Source organism: Dysgonomonas hofstadii, from assembly GCF_014196915.1.
GTDB lineage: Bacteria > Bacteroidota > Bacteroidia > Bacteroidales > Dysgonomonadaceae > Dysgonomonas > Dysgonomonas hofstadii.
This window is the reverse complement of the sequence record NZ_JACIEP010000019.1, coordinates 1-21,314: the sequence shown is the minus strand read 5'-3', so window position 1 is coordinate 21,314 and position 21,314 is coordinate 1. Positions and strand designations below refer to the sequence as shown.

Below are 21,314 nucleotides of genomic sequence, written 5' to 3'. Positions count from 1 at the left end.
ATCAATGAAGAGCAGACTTAAAAGTATAATTCAAAAGGAAGGAGTAAAACAACTATTTAAATATGGCCTTGTAGGGATAGGGGGGCTGATCATAGAAATAACAGTGTTTTATCTACTGACTAAAAAATTTTCTGTACAATATCCATTTTCTCCGCATATCAGTAACCTGCTTGGAGGAGGGATGTCTGTTCATGTAGTCAACACAGATGTGTCACATATTATTAGTTCGGCCTTGGCAATAATAAATAACTTTATCCTCAACAGTTATTTCACTTTTAAAGTCACAGATAAGAAACTGAAACGCTTCTTTTCATTTATTGGTGTGGCCGCAGTAGGTTTAATTATAAGTACTACTTTGATGACTGTTTTTGTTGGGAAATTCCAGCTGGATGAGATGTTATCTAAGGCTTTGGCCCTTGCTATCGTAGTAGCCGTACAATTCTTTATCAATAAGTTTTTTACATTTAAAGAAACTTAAAAACAAAGATTTACCATAACCAATCAAACAAAAACAGATAATTGTTTGTTTAACAAGTGGAGATTAAACAAATGTATGCATACAATTTGAACATTAAATCTTACCTATGAAAACAACATTAACCTACGCATAGCTTAATCTCTTTAAATTTATAATTCAAAATGCTTAGTAGAGGTATAAAAAAGTATATATCTAATCCAATTATTGGATTATTACCCTTTGAGGTATTTATAATTTTAAGGGCCATAAATGTCGATGTACAAATTGCATTAGCTACATCTTTTATCATTTCTGTAATAGGAGAATTATTGTTTCGGATTCTCTATAAAAACAGTAGTGTAAACCTCATCTTCTATATCTCTGGTATATCTGTCCTCCTGACCCTTTTCTTCTGGTTGTTTACCTATGAATATATAACAAAACCATTCGCGTACATCATTGTTGTTGAGGCTATTATAATATGTTTTTTGATGATAATCCGTATTGGAAGAATGCGTATTAGCGCACGTTTGTTCCGTCAGAAAAGTATGATACAAAAGGCTTTGTTAAACGAATTTTTCGAATCTGCTTTGCTTATTCAATATGGGTTGACTCTGCATATTTTCTGCATCCTTATATACCGTCAGTTTCCAATAAGTGATGAGGTTACACCTATATTAGATCTGGTAATATACATAGGCCTACCTCTATTTACGATATGGGTTGTGGGTGTTTTCCAGCTACTGAAAATTAGAACTATGGTGTCGAAGCTGAGAAAAGAAGAATGGTTGCCAATTGTAACAGAAAAAGGGGAAGTCACCGGCAGGATTGCCAAAAGTGTATCTGTCAACATGAAGAATAAGTTTCTTCATCCTGTAGTAAGGGTTGCTCTTATATCCAATTCGAAAGTATTCCTTCAGGAGCGAGCCGGCGATGATATACTTAACCCCCGCAAATTAGATTATCCTTTCGAGAAGTATATGTTATTCAACCATGAGATAAATCTTGCTGCCCGCAATAGTATCCGACAAATGCTGGGCGAAGATACTGAGATTGAAATACAGTTTCTTCTTAAATATGTCTTTGAAAATGAAAATACTAAAAGACTGATATTCTTGTTTGTAGCTAATGTCGAAGACGAAAGTATGATAAAAAGAAGAGGTAAGATGACCGGAAAGTTTTGGACGGTAAAACAACTGGAAGAAGGTTTTGCTGATGAGATTTTCAGCGAATGTTTCGAACTTGAATTTGAGTACCTGAAGAATATGGTACTCATTCCTTCCGACATTATGAAACCCGCTATGGGAGCAAACTGAAAGTTATAAGTTTTTCCTATTACGCCACACCTGGTAGGAATTTACTATATTCTGCCAGAGAACATATGCCCCCGGCCCTATAGACGATATTGGATTGAGATAAGTTTGTGCCATCCAGATAGCTAAAACTGTGTTTTTCTGGCCTAGCCCCTGACCTCCCGCAACAGTATCGTTATACATGCGCCCCAAGCGACGTCCGGTAATAAACTGACTGACACAAATAATAAGAGCAAGAACGGCTATACTTATTTCTACGATAGAATCGGGGTTTTCCTGGTCAAGAACAAACTTAATTGTCTTACCGGTAACAATAACAAGGGCTACAGACCAAAGGTAAAATGATATACTCTTAGCTTTCTTTATCTCATTGTGCACTCTGGGTAACAGCTTTTGCAATAGCAAAGCTCCGAAAAAGGGGAAAAACAGCAGGGCAAAAACCTTTTGAAAGACTATCCATAAAGAATGGAGGAACGAACTTGCATCCACCTCTCCTGTAAATGAAAATGCCAGAGGAGCAAATACAATAATTGCCATGTTGCATAACAGACTATAAGCAGTCAGACTGGCTACATTACCGCCCAGCATACCTGTGATGACAGGAGCTGATGTGGCCGTTGGAGCCAGCACGCATATCATCGCTCCCTGGGCAATAACAGGATTTATAGGCAATAGAAGCAAATAGACCAGTATGCTACCTGTTATCTGAATAAGGATGAGCCACATGTGCAGCCGGGAGAACTTAATATCCTTTAATGAAATGTTGCAATATGTGATGAATAGCATGGCAACAATGAGATAAGGAGTGAGGAACGCCATAGGTGCAACATATTGATGTAATAAACCGCCTGTAATCATAGCGATTGGCATCATATATGACTTTATCTTACCTGTTACATTATAACTCATATTCAGCCATAAGAATATAGACAAAGGTAACTGATTTTCTTATGGAAAGTTACTGGCCAAACAAATATTTATGATTCTTATTGTCGGAAGTTTAGTTGATTATCATTTACTACAGACTTTAATAGATTGTTGACTTTACTGGTGCCAAGAAAGGACATACACATCCTTCAGCCCTGTGCGGAGAGATTATACTGCGGATAATTATACCTGTTTTCCACTTGTGATACTGTGTCGCAAAGCTTACAAATATTGGATTTGATCTTAATATTCATCAACTTTCAGTTTTTGCCGGTAATTATCCAACCGTTTTTGTAAATCTGTTGTAATACTTTCATAGCCAGTCTGACCATATAAATTATTCAATTCGTCCGGATCTGTCTGCAAATCATATAATTCATTACAATTCAACGTATAATTATCATCTTTATCCTTATCGTAGAAGTGAATCAATTTATACCGTTCTGTTCTCACCCCATCATGCCTATTGGCTTTGTGCTCAGCCGGATAATCGTAATAATGATAGTATAAATCAGTTCTCCAATTCTTCGGTTTCTCTCCCTGGAATAATGGTTCTAGTGATGTTCCACTCATTTCTGCGGGTTTAGAAATACCGGCCAACGAAAGAAACGTCGGTGCATAATCTATATTTTGAACCAATACATCGCTCTTTGTTCCTGCCTTGATAGCTTTTGGATAGCACATTATCAATGGTGTACGGAAAGATTCCTCGTACATGAAACGTTTATCAAACCAACCATGTTCACCCATATAGAAACCTTGATCGGAGGTATAAACGATGATAGTATTATCCATCAATCCTTCTTTTTCAAGATAGTCAATTAACCTTCCTACTTCATCATCTATCGACTTGATACAGCGTAAATAGTCTTTCAGGTAATGTTGATATTTCCAATCTGAAAGCTCTTCCTGCGACATTTTAGGGAGTTGTTTTACAAAAGCTTCATTCCGAATCTTGTATGCAGCGTTCCACTTCTCCAATTGTTCGGGAGTCATCCGGTTCAATCCATTATCCAACCTGCTTACACTCCATTTGGTATTATATGGCGGAGTATTCCTTAATTCACCGACTTTAAGATCACCAATAAGGGCCATATCTTTATCGATGCTCATTTCCTGTGTCTGTGCAGGTGTACAACGTGTGCTATAATCATCGTTAAAGGTCGAAGGTTTGGGAAACTCTACATCTTCATACAGATTCAGATATTTCCCTTCAGGCATCCAGTTCCGGTGTGGAGCCTTATGATGTACCAACAGACAAAATGGCTTACTTTTATTCCGGTGTTCTAAGAACTCTATTGATTTGTTAGTTATCAGATTGGTTGCATAACCTGTCTCCTTAACGTATTCACCATGCGTCTCTTTCGTCATGAATCCGGGATTGTAATATTCCCCCTGATCCCGAAGAACCGAATAATAATCGAATCCTTTAGGCTCACACTTCATGTGCCATTTCCCGACAACTGCCGTCTGGTAGTTATTCTGTTGAAGAAGCTCTGTGAAAAAGGTCTTGGATGTGTCTATACCGGCTCCCAATCGTCTTTGTCCATTTTGGTGGCTGTAGAGCCCTGTCATCAAACATGCCCGGCTTGGAGCAGATAAGGAATTCTCGACGAAAGCCTGTTCAAATAATATTCCTTTTTCGGCTAAACGATCAATGTTCGGTGTAGGAGCAAGCTTGGAAATCGGATGGCCATATGCACTTATAGCCTGAAAAGCATGATCGTCCGTCATTATATATACAATGTTCGGATGATCAGTTTGTTGTTCTTTCTTATCGGTACAGTTATATAGCAAGCTTGCGGGAATAACCAGTAAACTTAATTTGTTTAAATTCTTCATGATATTTATTTGAATTGATAAAGTTATAAAGATAAAACACTTCATATTGGGTTGTCCCCCAAAGTTTTCACTTAATTTAGATTAAAGTTGTTATTGTCCTGTTGATATGAATTTCCCCACGATCTCCACTGCAAATCTGCCTGTATGATTCCATCGTTTCCAAACAGAACATAATAGAAAAGGTCCATCTATCTTTTTATTTCTTTTGACAGATGGACCCCTGATCAACCTAAAGTCGAATACTTATATTACTTTGTTAAGGTTTCTAAGATTCATCATTGTTTCTTGATTATCAATTGCCTTTTGTACCATCCCATTTATAGCCAACTTCAATACGTTTGTCAGCATCAAATAGTAATCCTCCAGGATTTGATGTCGGATTCCGGTCTACAAACCCATCAGGGTTATTCCCTGTATAGTCTTTAAAGAAATAAGTATCGATCTCCATTCTGCCACTCGTTGTTCCTGTAAGCGAAATATCATTATCCGCTACATTCACTGTTGCTTTTCCTGTAGTATAGCTATCTAATTTCCAATAACCTACAAGATTAGGAGTATTTTCCGGAACGCCATACATATTATTTTTCAATTGATCTAACGTTCTGGCTTCACTCCAAAGGCGTACTTGCGAATAACGGTAACGGGTAGAACTTGCAATGTTAGTACCTGTCCTGTTTTCTCCTGCAAGCCTTATTCCTTGTTGTGCAATGAATCTCACCGTTTCATGCTTTTCCGGGGCAGTCAATGTATAATCTACAATGCCGTCCACATATACTGTGATCTGCTGGTTAGCAGAAACTACAGCTATATGGTGCCATACATCCGTTTTCAGTCCGTTAGTTCCTGTACCTTTCGCTGCAAATTGTATACGCCCGTTTACATAATTACCGGCAAGACCAGCATCTCCCAAACGAAGCATAAGACCTGCTCCAATTACTTCATTGGCAGGATTGGTGAAGTTATATCCCCGTGCTGTAGCCAAATAAGTAGGACTGGTACTAGTAAAGGCACTAGCATTGAAAAGAGTTTCGAATGTCCAATTTGAAAACTCATAATCCTGGCTTAAAGGCAGCTGCAGGATACAATACTTTTGCAACTGAGGAACGTCTGCCATAGGAACAGGCTGAGCAGCATAGAGAAAAGTAGAAGACGACTCTAATGCAGGAAGAACATTGCCAACAGATCTTACCGCCAATGGCAAAGCATAAATGAAACCTGACTTATTTTCAGTTGGAATAAGCGGTTCCAAAGCTATATATACAGGGTCGGCAAGCACCTTTCCCGCAGGAATCACTGCTGTGGTAGAGGCTAGCTGGTAACGTTCCTCATCCATCATCTGATACGATGTGCCATATCTGTTATTATATGCGTCGAGCGCGTCTTTATTTATATAAATCTCTACTTCCAGGTCATGATCGAGTGCCTGAGCGATACGCGGAGTAATAACAACCTTCGTTCCTTCGTCGGGAATTACAAAGACAGACGAAACTTCAAGGCCGCTTGCTTCGTGTAAGAAAACTCTATTCGAAATAGCATCTTCGGCATCCTTACATGTGGCTAATCCTAAAATAACCGCCACAGCAAGCAACATATATTTTATATTTATCATTGTTCTCATAGTTTCATTTATAAATTATACTATTATTTATTCCTACTGATGTGGAGGATGTACAGCTTTCATGGCGGCTCTTGTCCATGGATAAAAACCACTCATGCCACTTACCGTGTATTCGGCTTCGATATGGAACGAACCATACCCTCCTTTTTGCAGTGTAACGCCGTCATATACCGGTTGCCATTCGGCATGGCCTTGTAGCTGGTTCGTTTTGCTACCATCCGGCTTTGTAAAGCTGGTAGTGCTATTGAATCCACCATTTGCAGCGTAAGACTCAAAATTAACAGTGGTAAGATACTTCTTTGCGATATCTTTCGCCGAAAGTTCACTTGAGACGAGCGCATCAATAACACTTTTGAGACGACTGTTAAGCTGCGTCTCATTTGCACCTTCATTACCCCAATAGTTTTGTTTTATAAAGTAATCCACATACGGGCCGGTCTCCCTTGTCAGATATTCGCATTCTCCATCTATCGCTAGTATAAGATGTGGATTTGCAGATTTTGGTCCGAGATATTTTCCCAATTCTTTAATGAACTCTTCCATATTGATGAAATGGTTAGAGATAGCCCCTTTACTCCATGAAGGTTCAAAGTCGATATCAAGCCCATCATAACCTCCGGCGATAGTGCTGTCGGCCATTGCCCTTGCATATTTCCGGATAGATTCCAATTGCAATTCACGCTCGGCAGGGTCGGTAGCAACACAGTGTGTACAACTTGTATTATCGCCTGTAGCTCCGGTGTGCTCCCATGTCCATCCCCATGCAGCAAGGTTTTCGGGTGTATTGGACGTGATGCCATTACCTACATATGCTGCGAATGAACAAGCAAGAACCTTTGTCCCTTTCACTTCTTGCACATATTTTAAGTCAGCTTTTTTAGCATCTGTCAATGTGCTTGGCAGCCATGGCCCCCACACTGAGACCATATGTAAACTATCCGGCAACCCTTTCATGGTATTTTTCAAGTTAACACCGCTTCCCGACCAGAAACCATACCAGCCAAATGCCATATCATGCTGGGTTTCGGCTTTCCATTGTCTCAGATTTGCGTAATATTCATCACTTTTACCATCTCCTGTCTCAAATACTTTTGCTTCTGTTTCGGTCCAATCATCACACGAAATGAAACCTGCAAAGCATATCAGTGTTGTCAGACCTATCAACAATATTTTTTTCATGATTTTTATAATTTTTCAGTTTATGTAATTAGCTACAAACTAATATATAAAGTAAGCACTATTACCATGTAGGTTTATTAGGCTTAACATCCCACCAAAGTTTGGTTCCCAACAGGTCCTGCCCGCCAAGTAACTGAACTGCTTTTTCGTAATTTTCTTTATTGTTTTCTTTTTCTGTTATTGCAAACATTCCACGTGAAGCACCAACCCGTTCCAAACCAGATTCGGAACTTCCGTTATTGATAGAAGAAAAGAAGCGTGGATATCCTGTACGGCGTTGTTCACACCATGCTTCAGTTCCAAGGGGATAGATAGCTATCCATTTTTGTGTAATGATCTTCTCCAGTTTCACTTCTTCCCCGGCAGCCTCATCCCATGCAATAGTCAATGTGTAAGGAGTTGGCGGGCTATAGTTCAATGAAGCATCATTTCTTGCATCAACATGATCTTTTGGCACGAGAGTATCATCCGCATAATATGTGGCGGCAGCAGCCTCTGTAAGGTTATTTTGTAAAAATGACAAGGTAATTCCCTCTTCGTAAAATTGCTGGGCGGTACCTCCGGCAGCCCATCCCTTCAGAGCCATTTCCGCTCTGAGAAAAGCTACTTCCGAGGCACTTAGCCACATCATCTTATCTTCTTGTTTTACAGCCGGTATAGAATAGGAAGAACGCCATGTTTCTTCCGGGCGAGCCCCAACCCGAAGACCGGCATATTCTTGTCCCGAAACCGACCTGTTGAAATATATACCTATCCGCGGATCTTTATAACTATTCATGTAAGTAACGATATCTGCCGCACTGGTAGCGTCGTTATAACTTGCCACCATCCACCAAAGGGTATTTTTATCTCCTGTTCCGGTATAATCAATTTCGGCACTTTCGTCAGTCGATGTTATTACTCCAAAAGGGTGTGTAATAGCAGCTGTTGCAAATTTCTCCGCATTTGCCGGATCAACATACGATATACGCATAGCCATGCGAAGCTTTAGTGAATTGGCAAATTTCACCCATTTGGAAATATCTCCCTGGTAAACCAAATCATATTCCTTATACGAGCGATCTTCAGGGGCTAAAGTGACATAAGCGACAAGTTCTTCAATAGCAGCATCGAGGTCGGCAAACATAGCCATATACACATCTTTTTGTGAGTCATATGCAGTTGTAAGGCCTCCGCCCACACCCATCTGGCTGTAAGGGATCGGGCCTACGATATCAGTAAGACGGTGCATAGCCGCAATACGAAGTACCTGTGCCCATGCATAATTAACACCTTCGCCCCCACTCATTTGATTTATTTTAATCCAATTGGCATAAACATCTGCCATCGGATTATCAAAATATGAACTAATCCAGCCCGCAGGAGCATTAAAGGTTGCATGCGTTTGAGTCCAACTTGTATTTGCAGTAGCAAAGTAGCGTCCATAGACTCCGCCAAGTAAGTTTTCGCTACGTTGATATTTATTCTTTGCCGCCGGTAATATCTGGCATTGCATATCTTTTAGCGCAAGTCCATAAGCCACTGCATCGGGAAGCTTTGAGGGTTCATCCGGAAGAGTGTTATAGTTCAAAAAGTTATCTGTACAGCCCGGAGTTATAGCCAGGATAGCCACAAAAAGAACTTTTGTTATTATATTGTTTATAATGTTTCTCATAATTTTTATAATTTTTGGGCAAATTATTAGAATTGAAGTTGTATATTAAAGCCGAGGCTTCTGAGACTAGGCTGCATAAAGTAGTCTATGCCTTGCATAAAAGTACCGGTAGAAGCTGTTAATTCCGGATCGAACGGAGCCTTGCAATAAATCATCCAAAGGTTGCGCCCTACAAAAGATGCTTTAACACGCACTTTATTATTGAACCACTCGGAAGGAAGGGAATATCCTAAGCTAAGTTCTTGCAGGCGTACATTAGTTGCACTGTATATATAATATGACATTACCTGTTCGAGACCGACAACCTGATACCACGTCTGAGCATCCATCATGCCATTGTTTACAGCAACGCCACCTGCGTCGCGGGCAATTGCCGAAGCTTTGGAAACGCCATATCCGTCAAGGATAGCCTGTGTATTGGACGATACAATTCCGCCAAGACGGGCTGTGACCACTACTCCAAGGTTAATTCCTTTCCATGAGAAATCGTTGCGGAAACCAAGATTCCATTTTGGTAATACAGATCCGACTTTTTCTTCAGCCGTTTCTGATTTTACTTTATTTGTTGCCGGGTCAACATAATAATATCCGTTTTCGTCAAGAGCTAACCGGCTCTTGCTCCACAAATCACCCATTGTCCCACCTTTCTTAAGAATAAATTCAAGATTGGTGGATCCTCCGCCTGAATATCTGTCGAGAGAATAGTACGCATCTGTTTGAGCATCATAGTAATTATCCATCAACTCAATAATTTTATTCTTATTGTGGCTGGCTGTAAAACTAGAGTTCCATGCAAAACCTCCCCAGTTATTATTATAGGCAACAGTTAGCTCAATACCTTTATTCTCAACATTACCCGATTGCAGATACATTTCTTTATACCCTGATGATGTAGAAGTCGGGATAAGGAATGTCTGGTTCTTGGTATTCGAATGATAATAGGTTGCATCTACCGAAATAGTATTTCTCAAAAACTTGGCACTGATACCGGCCTCCCATGAATTTGTCCTTTCCGGTTTCAGATTGGTTATCGGTCTTATTTTATCCGGATTCCAACTGTTTAGATTCGCGGCATATTTCAAGGTCTCAATAGATATATTCCTTGGGATAGCGCTACCTACGGATGCCCACGAACCTCTCACTTTAAGAAAACTTATAGCTTTTGGAAGACTTACCATCTCATGCACTAAGCCCGAAAGACCTACTGAAGGATAAAAGAATGACTTTTGTTCTGTGTTAGCAAGTTGTGAAGCCCAGTCGGCACGTCCGGTCAGTGACAGATAAAGCATATCTTTCCATCCCGTTTCAGCACTGGCAAAAATTGATTGTGATTGCTCACGCCAACGATCTTGTATCATAGAGCCATTAGATCCGAACGGATCCACTTCCATCAACGAGAAGAAATTAGGTATAAGTTTCAGCGGGCCACGCGCTCCGGCTGCGCTATATTTCATATCGAAGATACTTGCCCCGACATTGGTAAAGAGTGAGAAATCATCCCATCGTTTATTTACTGTACCAATAATATCTGCATAACGCTGTGTTTCCTCTTCTTTCCGGAATGTATAGTGTCCCTTTTCGCTTGCAGCAAATTTGGTAGGTGTTGACGCATATAATTTTTGAGAATAGTCTCCCGAAGTTTCATCTACTCTTACACGTCCAGCCAGGCTCAACCACTCATTTATTTTATAGTCCAGGTTTACATTTGCCATAATACGCCTGCGGTTAGTGCTACGTATATTACGGTTCATTTGCCACAATGGGTTTTGCAGGTCAAGTTCTCCAAGCCCCCATTTCCAGTTTTGCTGTGATATTCCTGTTGCCGAATTGTATGTTTCGTAAAGTCTCAATTCTTCAACACTCTCGCCGCGCGGATACGTATACAATGCAAGTAATGGATTGAAATACCTGCCCGAACCAAGCATGTTTTTGTCTTTCTGATCTACATATGTAAGACCTGCATCGAGTGTCATCTTGTCGTTTAAGAAAGATGTCGTGTTTCTGAAGGTAAGTGTGTATTTATCCAAAGTATTATTGTCTAGAAGACCTTCTCCTGTTACATTCGAAATAGACACATATGTTTGATTTTTTTCGCTACCTACCGACAAACTTAATGATGTTTGTGAATTTACAGCCGTATTGAAAAAATCTTTCGGGTTATATCCCGGCCCATTTTCCTGTTTTGCACCCCAACTGGAATAAACTCCCGGCATATTGCCATAAGTATTCTGGAACTCATGCATCATCAGTGGATCAGAGAATGTTGTTTGATTAGAAACGGTAATTTGCGGTTTTCCGGTTTTGCCTTTCTTCGTTGTAATAATGATAGCACCATTAGCTGCTGCGGAACCATAAAGAGCGGCAGCCGAGGGACCTGTAAGGACTGTCATACTTTCGATATCGTCTGAATTGATGTCTGAAATGCCTTCTCCGCGGGGTTGATCTGCATATTGGTCATTTTGATTAAGCGATCCGTTATTTATATTCATCAAAGGTACACCATCTATTACATAGAATGCGTTATTATCTTTAGTGATCGATTTTGTACCACGCATAACCACACGCACAGCTCCACCGATACCCGTAGCGGAAGAATTAATGTTTACTCCTGCGACTTTACCTGTCAAAGAGTTCATAAAATTGGCGTCCTTCACTGTATTCAAATCTTCAGATGAGATTTTCTGCACATTGTAGCTCAATGCTTTTTCTGCCCTTTTAATACCCAGAGCTGTTACTACAACTTCATCTAAAGCAATGTCGCCTTCCTGCAGAACAATGTTAAATACAGTCTTGCTCCCTACTGTAAATTCCTGAGATTTATATCCTACATATGATATAACAATAATATCCCCATCGTTTGCGCTTAATGTAAATTTACCGTCAATATCTGTCATTGTACCTGTAGTAGTTCCTTTGATAGCCACACTGACACCAATAAGAGGTTCACCACTTACATCTACAATCGTTCCCGAAATTGTCTTCGCCTGTTGTACAGCTTGTACTTTCGCCTCTTTTATAGAGAGTATAATATGATTACCTTCCATAGAGTAGGTCATATCAGTATTATTCAACATTTCAGACAAGAGTGTATTTACCGGTTTATTCACAACATCCACCGACAACTTAGGTTGCTTAGCTTTTACTTTATTGTTATAAATGAACAGATAGTCGGTCTGAGCTTCTATTTCACTCAGGACTTTGTCCAACTGAACATTCTTCATTTTTATCGATACTCTCGCCGTCTGAGAATATGAATTCCCTGCATACATAAACTGTAGGCTGCATAACAATAACAAAATTGTTGCTCTCATAATTCTAAAGAATTGTTTAGCCTTACGATATTTTTCTCGAAAAACATCTGGCAAATCGTTATTTTTCATAGATTTGTAATGATAATGAAGTTAATACAATTTTTTACCTGTATTGATTTTACTTAATGCCAGAAGATGTTCCCGCATCTTTTGGCATTTTTATGTTATTACTAGTCATCTCATACGCATTTTCCCTTCTTTTTTTGACATTTTCATGATAATTAGTTTATTGATTAATATTTGGTCTGGATTTATTAACGGTTTGTAAACCTATTACTCTCCTAAAATATTTGGTATCACATTCGCTTATAAACATGTGTTTATTTAATGTATAATGTGCTGTTATCAGAATCGCGGGTATATGTAAAGTGCAAATCTTTTTGCAATACTCTTAATGCATGATCTATTCCGTCTACTATCCTGAACTTACCGGTATATGAATAATTGGATACTGTTTTGTTTTGAACAATAATCCTTGTTCCATAGCTTTTTTCAAACTCTTTCATAATATCTGCGAAAGGGCTGTCTACAAAAGATATCAGACCTTCTTTCCATCGATAAGAGTTGTAATCGGTTAATGGAGCCAGATGTAATTTTCCTTCGGACAGATATACTTTGTTGTCGGGAGATAAAGTTATCTCTTGTTCCGGATCCGAGTTTAAAGAAACTTTAACCGATCCATCCATTAAGGCTGTTTCAAAATCTTCGGATTCAGAATATGCTAAAACATCAAACTTTGTTCCCAAAACTTGTATCTTTCCTTTATCTGTTTCTACAATGAATGGCATCTCTTCGTCATGTGTCACATCGAAGTAGGCTTGCCCATCCAATTTCACCAAACGATTCTCATTATTAAATGAAACCGGATACTGAATTGTTGTACGGGCATTCAACCATGCACTTGTACCATCCGGAAGCGTTATATTGATACGTTGTCCCGCAGGTACGGTTATTGTTTGCATAGCTGTATATTTAATTTTGATGTTTTCAGACTTATGCACAAAAAAATAGGAAATAAAGAACGCTATTACAGCAACTGATGCTATCTTCAAAATCTCCTTGAATAAAGGAATTCTATATTTCGGAGTATATGTATCCTCTTTATGAGATAACAAATTTTGAAGATCGCTTTCATCTTTGAGTAATGTCATTGAATCGTATAATTTCCATTGCTCAAGAAACAACTGCTTGTTTGCGACATCCTCCTCAACCCAAGCTTTTAGTTTCTCTTCCTCTTCTTCGGTTGTTTGCCCTCCAAAAAACCTATATAGTATTTCTTGATTCATAATTTATTTTCCCTTTTATATTTAAACACATAAAAAAGTATACCCCCTAGTAAAAAATAATAAAATTTTAATTATTGGTAAAAAATAGTGAAATAACAGTGATTAGTGGCAGTACGATGTAGTCTTTTAAGTATTTACGCAAAATTTTGAGAGCCTTAGACATATGAAACTCAACACCTTTGGTTGAAATAGTCATTTCATCTGCTATTTGTTTATAAGTTTTGTCCTGATAACGACTGGATATAAATATAGAAAGAGTTTTTTCGGGCATAGCAGCCAAAGCTTTATCCAAAAGAATTTGAAGCTCTTCTGAAAATATTTCATCCGGGTTACAAGCTTCAAGATTGTTTATACGCATATTTATTTCCCATTGGGAATGATCTGATATCTTTTTTAATATTTTCGCTTGGAGTTGAATATTACGAAGATGATTCAAACATTTATTTTTAACGCTGGTTAATATATAAGCGTTGAGATTGAAATATTCGTTGAAAGAATCTTTATTGAGCCAATAAGACATAAATGACTCTGTAACAAAATCTTCAGCAACAGGCATATCCTTGACGTAATTATAAGCAAACCTTACAAATTTCTGATAATTCTTGCTGTAAAAATCATTAAAGGCTTTTAAGTCGAATGAGCAATCTTGAACCATTTTACTATGTATGTCTTCCGGGAGAAATATTGTAAAATTAAATTTAGAAATAAATTTTCAAAGGATCATTATTCTTAACTTTTTTAATATTTGCTGTTAAATTAAAATATTTGCCAATCAATGTTTTATGCGTATGAATATTTTTTGAATAAAACCAGTATATAGCAAAAAGGAGGTGCCTATTTTAATAATAGGCATCTCCTTTTTAAATTTTCCTATTGGTTACCTGAATGTTTAAACCAACTGTCTGGAATATCCTTAGGTGCACTACCATTGAAACTATACTGAAGCCTCAATGTATAGCCGCCGCCACCTTCGATAAAGTCCAGCTTAAACGGGTGAAGACCTTTCTTCATTGCAGATTGCCCGCTTTTCAGAACGGCAGAGTGACGTCCATCATTATCGATAACCAATTCATTGTCGATATAGAGTACCCCTCCATCGTCACATGTGAAGAAAAAGCTGTAAATACCTGTTTCCGGCACATCTATGTACCCATCGAAAATCAGCCCGAATGCTTTACTCTCCTTCAACACCTGAATGTTAGAAACAAAAAATGTTTCGTGCGGAGTTTCGCCGGCCATTTCTTTTGTATCCTTAAATCCTTTATCAAAGAAATGACAGATTAAGCCCGGCTTCGGATATTCTACTGAAACAGCGTCCTTCATTTCGCTTGGTTTGAAATTCAATGTATAAATCTCTCCCCGCGCACCTCCTGAACTAAAAAGAGCCATCTTCAGTGTTGTAGGAGCAGATATGGATACCGGAGCCGATAATTCCGGCGATGTTTGCTCCGGAGCAGTACCATCTAATGTATAGTGAATTTTCATCTCAGAAAGTGGGCTTCGCGGTAAAAACTGAGTAGAACCTACATAGACATTTTCCAATGTAAAACCTTCAATGTCAGGCAAGCGATATTTCACTCCAAGGGCATCTAAACGAGGAAAATGTTGTAATAAACGGGCATAAAAACCGTCAAAATTACTTGTATCGTTTGTCCATACTCTTTCTGCCAACGCGAGCATTCGCGGATATATCTGGAAATCGGCTTGTTGCTCGGTAGGGATATACTCTGCCCACAAATTGGCTTGTGCTCCCAGTATCAGATGTTTCTTATCTTCGGGTATGTCGGGGTATATAACGTTCATGGTGTACACATTGTAGGTGCTGCTGTTGGAGTTTACATAGTCGAAATACATAGGATTGGTAGGTGTCATTATCACCTCGTTACCATTCATCACGGCCTTTAGCGAAGCATCTTTTACCCAACCTCTCCAATACATAACGGTAGTGTTCGAATTTGTTCCTCCCTGAAGGATTTCATCCCATGCGATTATTTTTTTACCCTTCGATTCGAGGAAATCCTGCATTTCATGCACAAAGTAGCTTTGTAATTTGCTCACGTCCTCCAGATTATGTTTTTTCATAAATTCCCTGCAATTTTCCGAGTTCTCCCATGTTTCTTTATCGACTTCATCGGCTCCGATGTGAACATATTTGGACGGAAACAGGTCGGCAATCTCGCCCAGCACATTTTTGGTAAATGTATATACATCTTCCGAGCATGGACAGATAGGAGTAGAGAAAAGCTCTCCCCAACCGGCTTCTCCATCAAGCAAAAACGGATATGCCCTGATGGCTGCCATCATATGGCCGGGCATGTCTACTTCGGGTATAATTTCCACATGCCGTTCTTTTGCATAAGCAATCACTTCCTTCATTTCCTCCTGTGTATAATATCCGCCATAGACAGTTTTACCATCTTTTTCGTGGATATAACGAGGATCGATCTCAAAGTTCGGATTTTCTTTCGAACGTTCTATACAGATAGAGTCATGTTTGTTTTTAAGGGATCGCCATGATCCTATTTCCGTCAGTTTCGGATATTGTTTTATCTCTATCCTCCAGCCCTGATCGTCCGTCAGGTGGATATGGAATTTATTCATTTTATAAAAAGACAGCCTGTCGATATGTTTTTTGAGGTAATCCATACCGAAAAAATGACGGGAAATGTCCAGATGCATTCCTCTCCAAGTAAATGCGGGAGAGTCTTCTATCTTGAGATTGGGTAATTGAACCGTCCCTTTAGAACCGAGCGGAATTATCTGTCGCAATGTCTGAATTGCATAAAAAGCACCATGTCCGTCTTTTGCCGAAATGATAACTTTGTCTGATGAGATATCTAATTTATAAGCTTCGACAGAAGGTAAATTCGCCTCGTATCTGATCTCTATAACATTCTTTCCTGCTTTGCTCGATACAGCAATTTTTTTACCCAGAATATCCTGTAACAGTGTCTGTAAATAAAGAGCCTCATCTTTGAATTTTTCGGTATCAGTCACTACGATAGCAACATTTTCATTCAAAGCAAAGTTTCCATCTAATATCTGGATATGCGTCGGATATGGGATGATTGGGAGTTGAGGACTGCCCGATGCCTGCATCTTGAATATGCTACCAACAAGTAGAAAGGTTATTAACAATATTTTTTTCATAAAATTTTATCAGATTTATAGTTAAATAAATATAGACATTCTTCGTTGTAGCACGTTTGCTACATTACGGGTACCCACAAGGGGCATCCCTACATTACTCCAAATACGTAAGTAATATTACTCATTACCTAATAATAGTTTTACCAATAATAAGTATCTATGATCTTCTGCATTTCAGGATTATCACTATCTGTATCTTTCACATCAACCTTCAGTTGCATCATTTCCTGCTTCATTTGATTGATGATTTCCTGATATTCAGGATTATTGTATTGGTTATGATTTTCATGCGGATCTATCCTTAAATCATAAAATTCCCATGTCGGAGCTGTTGACCCTTCTTCCGAGCCTTTTGTATCTAACGGATCGCCATAGAGGAACATTAACTTGTAATTGTGATTGCGTATACCCATATGGGCAGGACGAATTTTATGCTGCGTCCAGTACCTGTAATACATGGATTGACGCCAGTCGGACGGAGTGCTTCCTTGCAGGTTTTTGCGAAAGCTTTTCCCCTGTGAATCTTGCGGAACGTCAGCATGTGCATAATCTGCCAATAGGGCTGCAAAATCGATATTCAGAATGATATCTTTGTTGCGTGTCCCTGCCGGAATTTCTTTCGGGTAACGAATAACAAACGGCATGCGCAACGATTCTTCCAGCATCATCCGCTTGTCAAAGAATCCATGTTCCCCCAAGAAATAGCCTTGGTCTGATACATAGATTACTATCGTATTTTCAGTTAAACCCTCCTTATCCAACATATCGAGCAATCGTCCGATATTGTCATCTATGGCAGCTCCGCAGCGCAAGTAGTCTTTTATCAGCTTTTGATAGGTCTTTTTCCGTGCATCAATTTTATCCAGCCCCTGAGTCGAAAATGGCAATTCGGGGTACAGGCACCACCATGCCGTAGGGTCTTTCGATGCCGTTTCCCACCGCCAGGCCATATTTTCCAGTTGTTGGCCGGGATATGTACGACCCGATTTCTCAGGTCCGAATTCCATCATATTTTCCGGCTCCGGAAATTCTACGTCATCGTACAGATGTTTCAGCCTTTCGGGAAAATCCCAAGGTTCATGTGTCGCTTTGAAATGACAAAACATCATAAAGGGTTTGTCTTTGTCGCGGTTCTTTATCCAGTCCATTGTCATGTTGGTCACTATATCGGTAGAGAAACCGTGCATCACATTTCCTGCCCTTCCCTGATCGTCATCAATCCAGTTGTCCGGAGTTTTCATAATCGGGTCGTGATATTCCCCCTGATCGTGGAACACACAAAAATCATCGAATCCAGTCGGTCTTTTCTTCAAATGCCATTTACCAAAGAGAGCTGTTTGATAGCCGCTTGCTTGCAGCTCTTTGGCTATATTATCTTCTTCGGGACTCAACGCATCGGCAAGGGTGTACACACCGTTGACCTGACTATATGCCCCTGTAAGGATAGACGCCCTGCTGGGTACTGAAATCGAGTTTGTACAGAAAGCGTTATCCAGCACACAGCCTTCTGCTGCCAGACGCCTGATATTATCATTCTTGACATAATCGCTCAGTACTCCTCCATAAATACCCCAAGCCTGCGACGTATGGTCGTCCGAAAGGATGAACAGTATGTTTGGGCGTCCTTCCTCTTTGGCGGAAGGCTGTAATTCCGATTGGGCTATCAGTGGGGTAAACCCACTGATTGTACCAACCGATAGCAATATATTTCTTCTCAGTTTCATTTTACAAAGTCCTTAGTCAACCCGTGTTCACGTTTTCCGGTAGGTTGTATTCTCGTGAGGTTATCCCCTAAGTCTTTACGCATTTCTTCAGCTACTTTCATCAATCTGACTGCCACTTCAGGGTATTGGCTGATAACATCGTAACGTTCTCCCGGATCGCGGCGCAGATCGTACAACTCACACTTTTTCAATTCCGTAGCTTCGCTCAACCTGCCGGGCTGCCCGTCATTACCGGGAACATAAGCCGTATAAGTAGTATATTGGTGAGGGAAGACAAGTTTATACATCCCGTCTGTTACTGCTTCTAAATCATTTTTTTTGAAATAATAGACAAACGATTCGCGCGGATTAGCATTTTCTTTACTTTCAATCAGCGGCAATAAGCTGATCCCATCTATCTTGTGCTTAGGAAGCGGAGCCTCCGCAATTTCAGATAATGTTGGGAACAAGTCGATATTAGATGCTAACTTGTTGCATGTTGTACCCGGAGTTATTTTGCCTTTCCAGTACATGATGCAAGGAACGCGGTTTCCTCCATCGAAGGTTGTCGCTTTTGCTTCGCGCAATCCTCCTGCCGATCCGGCATGATTACCATAATTAGCCCAAGGGCCATTATCGGATGTCAGTATAACCAGTGTATTTTCTTCAAGTCCAAGTTCGCGCAATGTTTGCAACACCTGACCGATACTCCAGTCTATTTCCATCATCACATCTCCGTACAATCCCTGCTCGCTCTTTCCTTTGAATTTGTCGGAAACAGCTAGTGGAACGTGCGGCATAGAATGTGCCAGATAAATAAAGAACGGTTTATTTTTATTCTTCTTGATGAATTTGACCGTACGTTCGGTATAGTCTGTCGTAAACTTGGTTTGATCGGTATTGTAGCCAATTATTTTATTCCCGTCAAATGTAGGTAAATCAGGGAAATTGAATATTTCTCCCTGCTGTGGATGAAATGGCCACATATCATTCGAGTACGGTAAGCCATAATATTCGTCAAATCCATTTTGCAAAGGCATAAAAGGCAACGCATCGCCCAAGTGCCATTTACCATAAATTGCTGTACTGTAATTCTTTTGTTTCAACAATTCTCCCATAGTCATTTCGTCGGGGTGGATTCCATAAGGGGAGTCCGGTCCGGGCGCACCGGAGAATCCTATCCGGTTAGGATAGCATCCTGTCAGCAATCCTGCTCTGGAAGCTCCACTAATAGGCTGTGCCGCCAAAAAATGAGTAAAACGCATTCCTTCAGCAGCCATCCGGTCTATATGGGGAGTTGTATAGCCATAAGCTCCATTGAAGGAGAAATCGCCATAGCCTACATCATCGAGATTTATGAGAATAATGTTTGTCGGTTTTTCCCCGGCATAACTACCGGTTGCAACAGCACTTAATGCTCCTAGTATGAGTAACTTTTTCTTATCCATTCTATTATAGTTTAACATGTTTATATATTAGATCTGCTTTTCTAAATTCAAGTATATGTGCAGGACACATTATTTATATATTCTCCCTACTCCTATAATATAGAAACACATAAGAAGCTTGTTACCCTAGTGAAAAAGATTCATAACTTACTCGAACCATACGGTATGCTTCGCCCCCATTTCAAATTCGAGTATTCCTCCCGCCGATAGATCCGCGAAACTGATATATGCTTTATTGTATGGCTTATTGTTAAGCCTTATGCCCTGGATATATTTGTTTTCCTTCGAATTATTGACAGCCTTTATGGTCAGTGATTTCCCATTACCTACGTTTACGACAGCCTCGTCAACCACCGGTGACCCGAAGAAGTAACGGCCTCCGGCCGGCTCCACCTGATACATACCAAGCGCCGAAAGGATATACCAGGCGGACATCTGTCCCACATCCTCATTCCCTGATAATCCGTCAGGTTGGTCATGGTACAACTCCGAAAGTACCTGCCTTACCAAATCAGCCGTTTTCCAGGGCTGCCCGGTCATGGTGTAGAGATAAAGCACGTGATGGCTAGGCTCGTTACCATGGGCATACTGGCCTATCAACCCGCTTATATCAGGCGAGGCTTCTTCCCCCAGGTTGCCTTCAACCGTAAACAGCGAATCGAGTTTATGATGGAAACTTTCCCGTGAACCGAAAAGTCCCATCAGGCCTTCTATGTCGTGGGGCACCAGCCAGGTGTATTGCCAGGCATTGCCTTCCGTGTAATCGTCTTCACGGTGTGTAGACCGGACAGGATCGAAAGGTGCGCGCCATTTCCCGTCGGAAGAAAGCCCTCTCAGGAAATGTGTCTGCGCATCAAAATAATACTTATAAGCCCTACTTCTGTCATTGAAGTACTGGTAATCCATCTTCTTGTCGTTTTGCAGGGCGACCTGTGCCAGAGCCCAGTCTGCCAAGGCGTATTCGAGGCATGTGGCCACCGATTCGTTATACTTGTCAAAAGGGATATAGCCATATTTCTTATACAGGCCGAGTCCCCGCTCATCGAGCATAGCCGATGTTTTCATCGCTTCATAAGCCAGCTCATGGTCAAATCCGTTGAATCCCTTCAGTATGGCGTCTGCCACAACCGGAATACCGGGATTACCCACCATACAGTCTGTTTCGCATCCCATCAGATGCCAGACAGGCAATTTGCCTTGCTGCTTGTAAATGTGCAGCATGGTATTTATCATATCGTCCACCTTTTCGGGATGGATCAGTGTCATCAGCGGATGTGCCGCCCGGTAAGTATCCCACAGGGAAAATGTCGTGTAATTGGTAAAGCCGTCACTTGTGTGATACTTCCCGTCCGCTCCCCTGTAATCACCATTCACGTCACTGAATACAGAAGGGGCGATCATCGTATGGTACAGCCCGGTGTAGAAT

The 21,314-nt window shown here is 40.2% G+C and carries 14 protein-coding genes; 2 read left to right on the top strand and 12 right to left on the bottom strand.

Going from position 1 to position 21,314, the window contains the following annotated elements; all coding sequences use genetic code 11:
• Positions 1 to 4: 4 nt before the first annotated feature.
• Complete coding sequence (locus GGR21_RS18455) at positions 5 to 478, top strand: GtrA family protein (RefSeq protein ID WP_183308746.1); 474 nt, start codon at positions 5 to 7, stop codon at positions 476 to 478.
• A 470-nt stretch (positions 479 to 948) separates the two neighbouring features.
• Positions 949 to 1,773, top strand: a complete 825-nt coding sequence (locus GGR21_RS18450; protein WP_246348120.1) for an NUDIX hydrolase — start codon at positions 949 to 951, stop codon at positions 1,771 to 1,773.
• 3 nt (positions 1,774 to 1,776) lie between these two features.
• On the opposite strand, the gene GGR21_RS18445 is transcribed toward GGR21_RS18450, so the two are convergent.
• The 12 genes from GGR21_RS18445 to GGR21_RS18390 all read right to left on the bottom strand — a co-directional run.
• Entirely contained in the window at positions 1,777 to 2,679 is a 903-nt protein-coding gene (locus GGR21_RS18445) for a bile acid:sodium symporter family protein (protein WP_246348119.1), read from the bottom strand.
• Between the two features lie 261 nt (positions 2,680 to 2,940).
• Positions 2,941 to 4,539, bottom strand: coding sequence for a sulfatase family protein (locus GGR21_RS18440; RefSeq protein WP_183308744.1), 1,599 nt, complete (start codon positions 4,537 to 4,539; stop codon positions 2,941 to 2,943).
• A gap of 292 nt (positions 4,540 to 4,831) precedes the next feature.
• Positions 4,832 to 6,157: a BT_3987 domain-containing protein gene (locus GGR21_RS18435; protein ID WP_183308743.1), complete on the bottom strand. Its 1,326-nt coding sequence runs from the start codon at positions 6,155 to 6,157 to the stop codon at positions 4,832 to 4,834.
• 33 nt (positions 6,158 to 6,190) lie between these two features.
• Positions 6,191 to 7,336 (bottom strand): glycoside hydrolase family 18, encoded by a 1,146-nt coding sequence (locus GGR21_RS18430; RefSeq protein WP_183308742.1) that lies wholly within the window; start codon positions 7,334 to 7,336, stop codon positions 6,191 to 6,193.
• A gap of 61 nt (positions 7,337 to 7,397) precedes the next feature.
• On the bottom strand, positions 7,398 to 8,990 hold the full coding sequence (locus GGR21_RS18425) for a SusD/RagB family nutrient-binding outer membrane lipoprotein (RefSeq protein WP_183308741.1): 1,593 nt from the start codon (positions 8,988 to 8,990) through the stop codon (positions 7,398 to 7,400).
• Positions 8,991 to 9,016: 26 nt separating this feature from the next.
• Positions 9,017 to 12,301, bottom strand: coding sequence for a SusC/RagA family TonB-linked outer membrane protein (locus tag GGR21_RS18420; protein WP_246348118.1), 3,285 nt, complete (start codon positions 12,299 to 12,301; stop codon positions 9,017 to 9,019).
• Between the two features lie 320 nt (positions 12,302 to 12,621).
• Complete coding sequence (locus GGR21_RS18415) at positions 12,622 to 13,587, bottom strand: FecR family protein (RefSeq protein WP_183308739.1); 966 nt, start codon at positions 13,585 to 13,587, stop codon at positions 12,622 to 12,624.
• Between the two features lie 67 nt (positions 13,588 to 13,654).
• The gene (locus tag GGR21_RS18410; RefSeq protein ID WP_183308738.1) at positions 13,655 to 14,242 is read right to left on the bottom strand and encodes an RNA polymerase sigma-70 factor; all 588 of its coding nucleotides are present in this window, start codon (positions 14,240 to 14,242) and stop codon (positions 13,655 to 13,657) included.
• Between the two features lie 215 nt (positions 14,243 to 14,457).
• Entirely contained in the window at positions 14,458 to 16,737 is a 2,280-nt protein-coding gene (locus tag GGR21_RS18405; protein ID WP_183308737.1) for a family 20 glycosylhydrolase, read from the bottom strand.
• Between the two features lie 140 nt (positions 16,738 to 16,877).
• Positions 16,878 to 18,461, bottom strand: a complete 1,584-nt coding sequence (locus GGR21_RS18400) for a sulfatase family protein (RefSeq protein WP_183308736.1) — start codon at positions 18,459 to 18,461, stop codon at positions 16,878 to 16,880.
• Complete coding sequence (locus GGR21_RS18395; RefSeq protein WP_183308735.1) at positions 18,458 to 19,888, bottom strand: sulfatase family protein; 1,431 nt, start codon at positions 19,886 to 19,888, stop codon at positions 18,458 to 18,460. Before GGR21_RS18395 ends, GGR21_RS18400 begins: the two co-directional genes overlap by 4 nt.
• 147 nt (positions 19,889 to 20,035) lie before the next feature.
• The coding region (locus GGR21_RS18390; protein ID WP_183308734.1) for a GH92 family glycosyl hydrolase at positions 20,036 to 21,314 on the bottom strand (1,279 nt) is incomplete at its 5' end.

Excerpts from the sequence above, each read along its gene's own strand:
- GGR21_RS18450 (WP_246348120.1), top strand. The coding sequence starts at position 949 with ATGATAATCCGTATTGGAAGAATGCGTATTAGCGCACGTTTGTTCCGT.
- GGR21_RS18435 (WP_183308743.1), bottom strand. The coding sequence starts at position 6,157 with ATGAGAACAATGATAAATATAAAATATATGTTGCTTGCTGTGGCGGTT.
- GGR21_RS18400 (WP_183308736.1), bottom strand. The coding sequence starts at position 18,461 with ATGAAACTGAGAAGAAATATATTGCTATCGGTTGGTACAATCAGTGGG.
- GGR21_RS18440 (WP_183308744.1), bottom strand. The coding sequence starts at position 4,539 with ATGAAGAATTTAAACAAATTAAGTTTACTGGTTATTCCCGCAAGCTTG.
- GGR21_RS18410 (WP_183308738.1), bottom strand. The coding sequence starts at position 14,242 with ATGGTTCAAGATTGCTCATTCGACTTAAAAGCCTTTAATGATTTTTAC.
- GGR21_RS18455 (WP_183308746.1), top strand. The coding sequence starts at position 5 with ATGAAGAGCAGACTTAAAAGTATAATTCAAAAGGAAGGAGTAAAACAA.
- GGR21_RS18405 (WP_183308737.1), bottom strand. The coding sequence starts at position 16,737 with ATGAAAAAAATATTGTTAATAACCTTTCTACTTGTTGGTAGCATATTC.
- GGR21_RS18425 (WP_183308741.1), bottom strand. The coding sequence starts at position 8,990 with ATGAGAAACATTATAAACAATATAATAACAAAAGTTCTTTTTGTGGCT.
- GGR21_RS18395 (WP_183308735.1), bottom strand. The coding sequence starts at position 19,888 with ATGGATAAGAAAAAGTTACTCATACTAGGAGCATTAAGTGCTGTTGCA.
- GGR21_RS18415 (WP_183308739.1), bottom strand. The coding sequence starts at position 13,587 with ATGAATCAAGAAATACTATATAGGTTTTTTGGAGGGCAAACAACCGAA.
- GGR21_RS18430 (WP_183308742.1), bottom strand. The coding sequence starts at position 7,336 with ATGAAAAAAATATTGTTGATAGGTCTGACAACACTGATATGCTTTGCA.
- GGR21_RS18420 (WP_246348118.1), bottom strand. The coding sequence starts at position 12,301 with ATGAGAGCAACAATTTTGTTATTGTTATGCAGCCTACAGTTTATGTAT.
- GGR21_RS18445 (WP_246348119.1), bottom strand. The coding sequence starts at position 2,679 with ATGAGTTATAATGTAACAGGTAAGATAAAGTCATATATGATGCCAATC.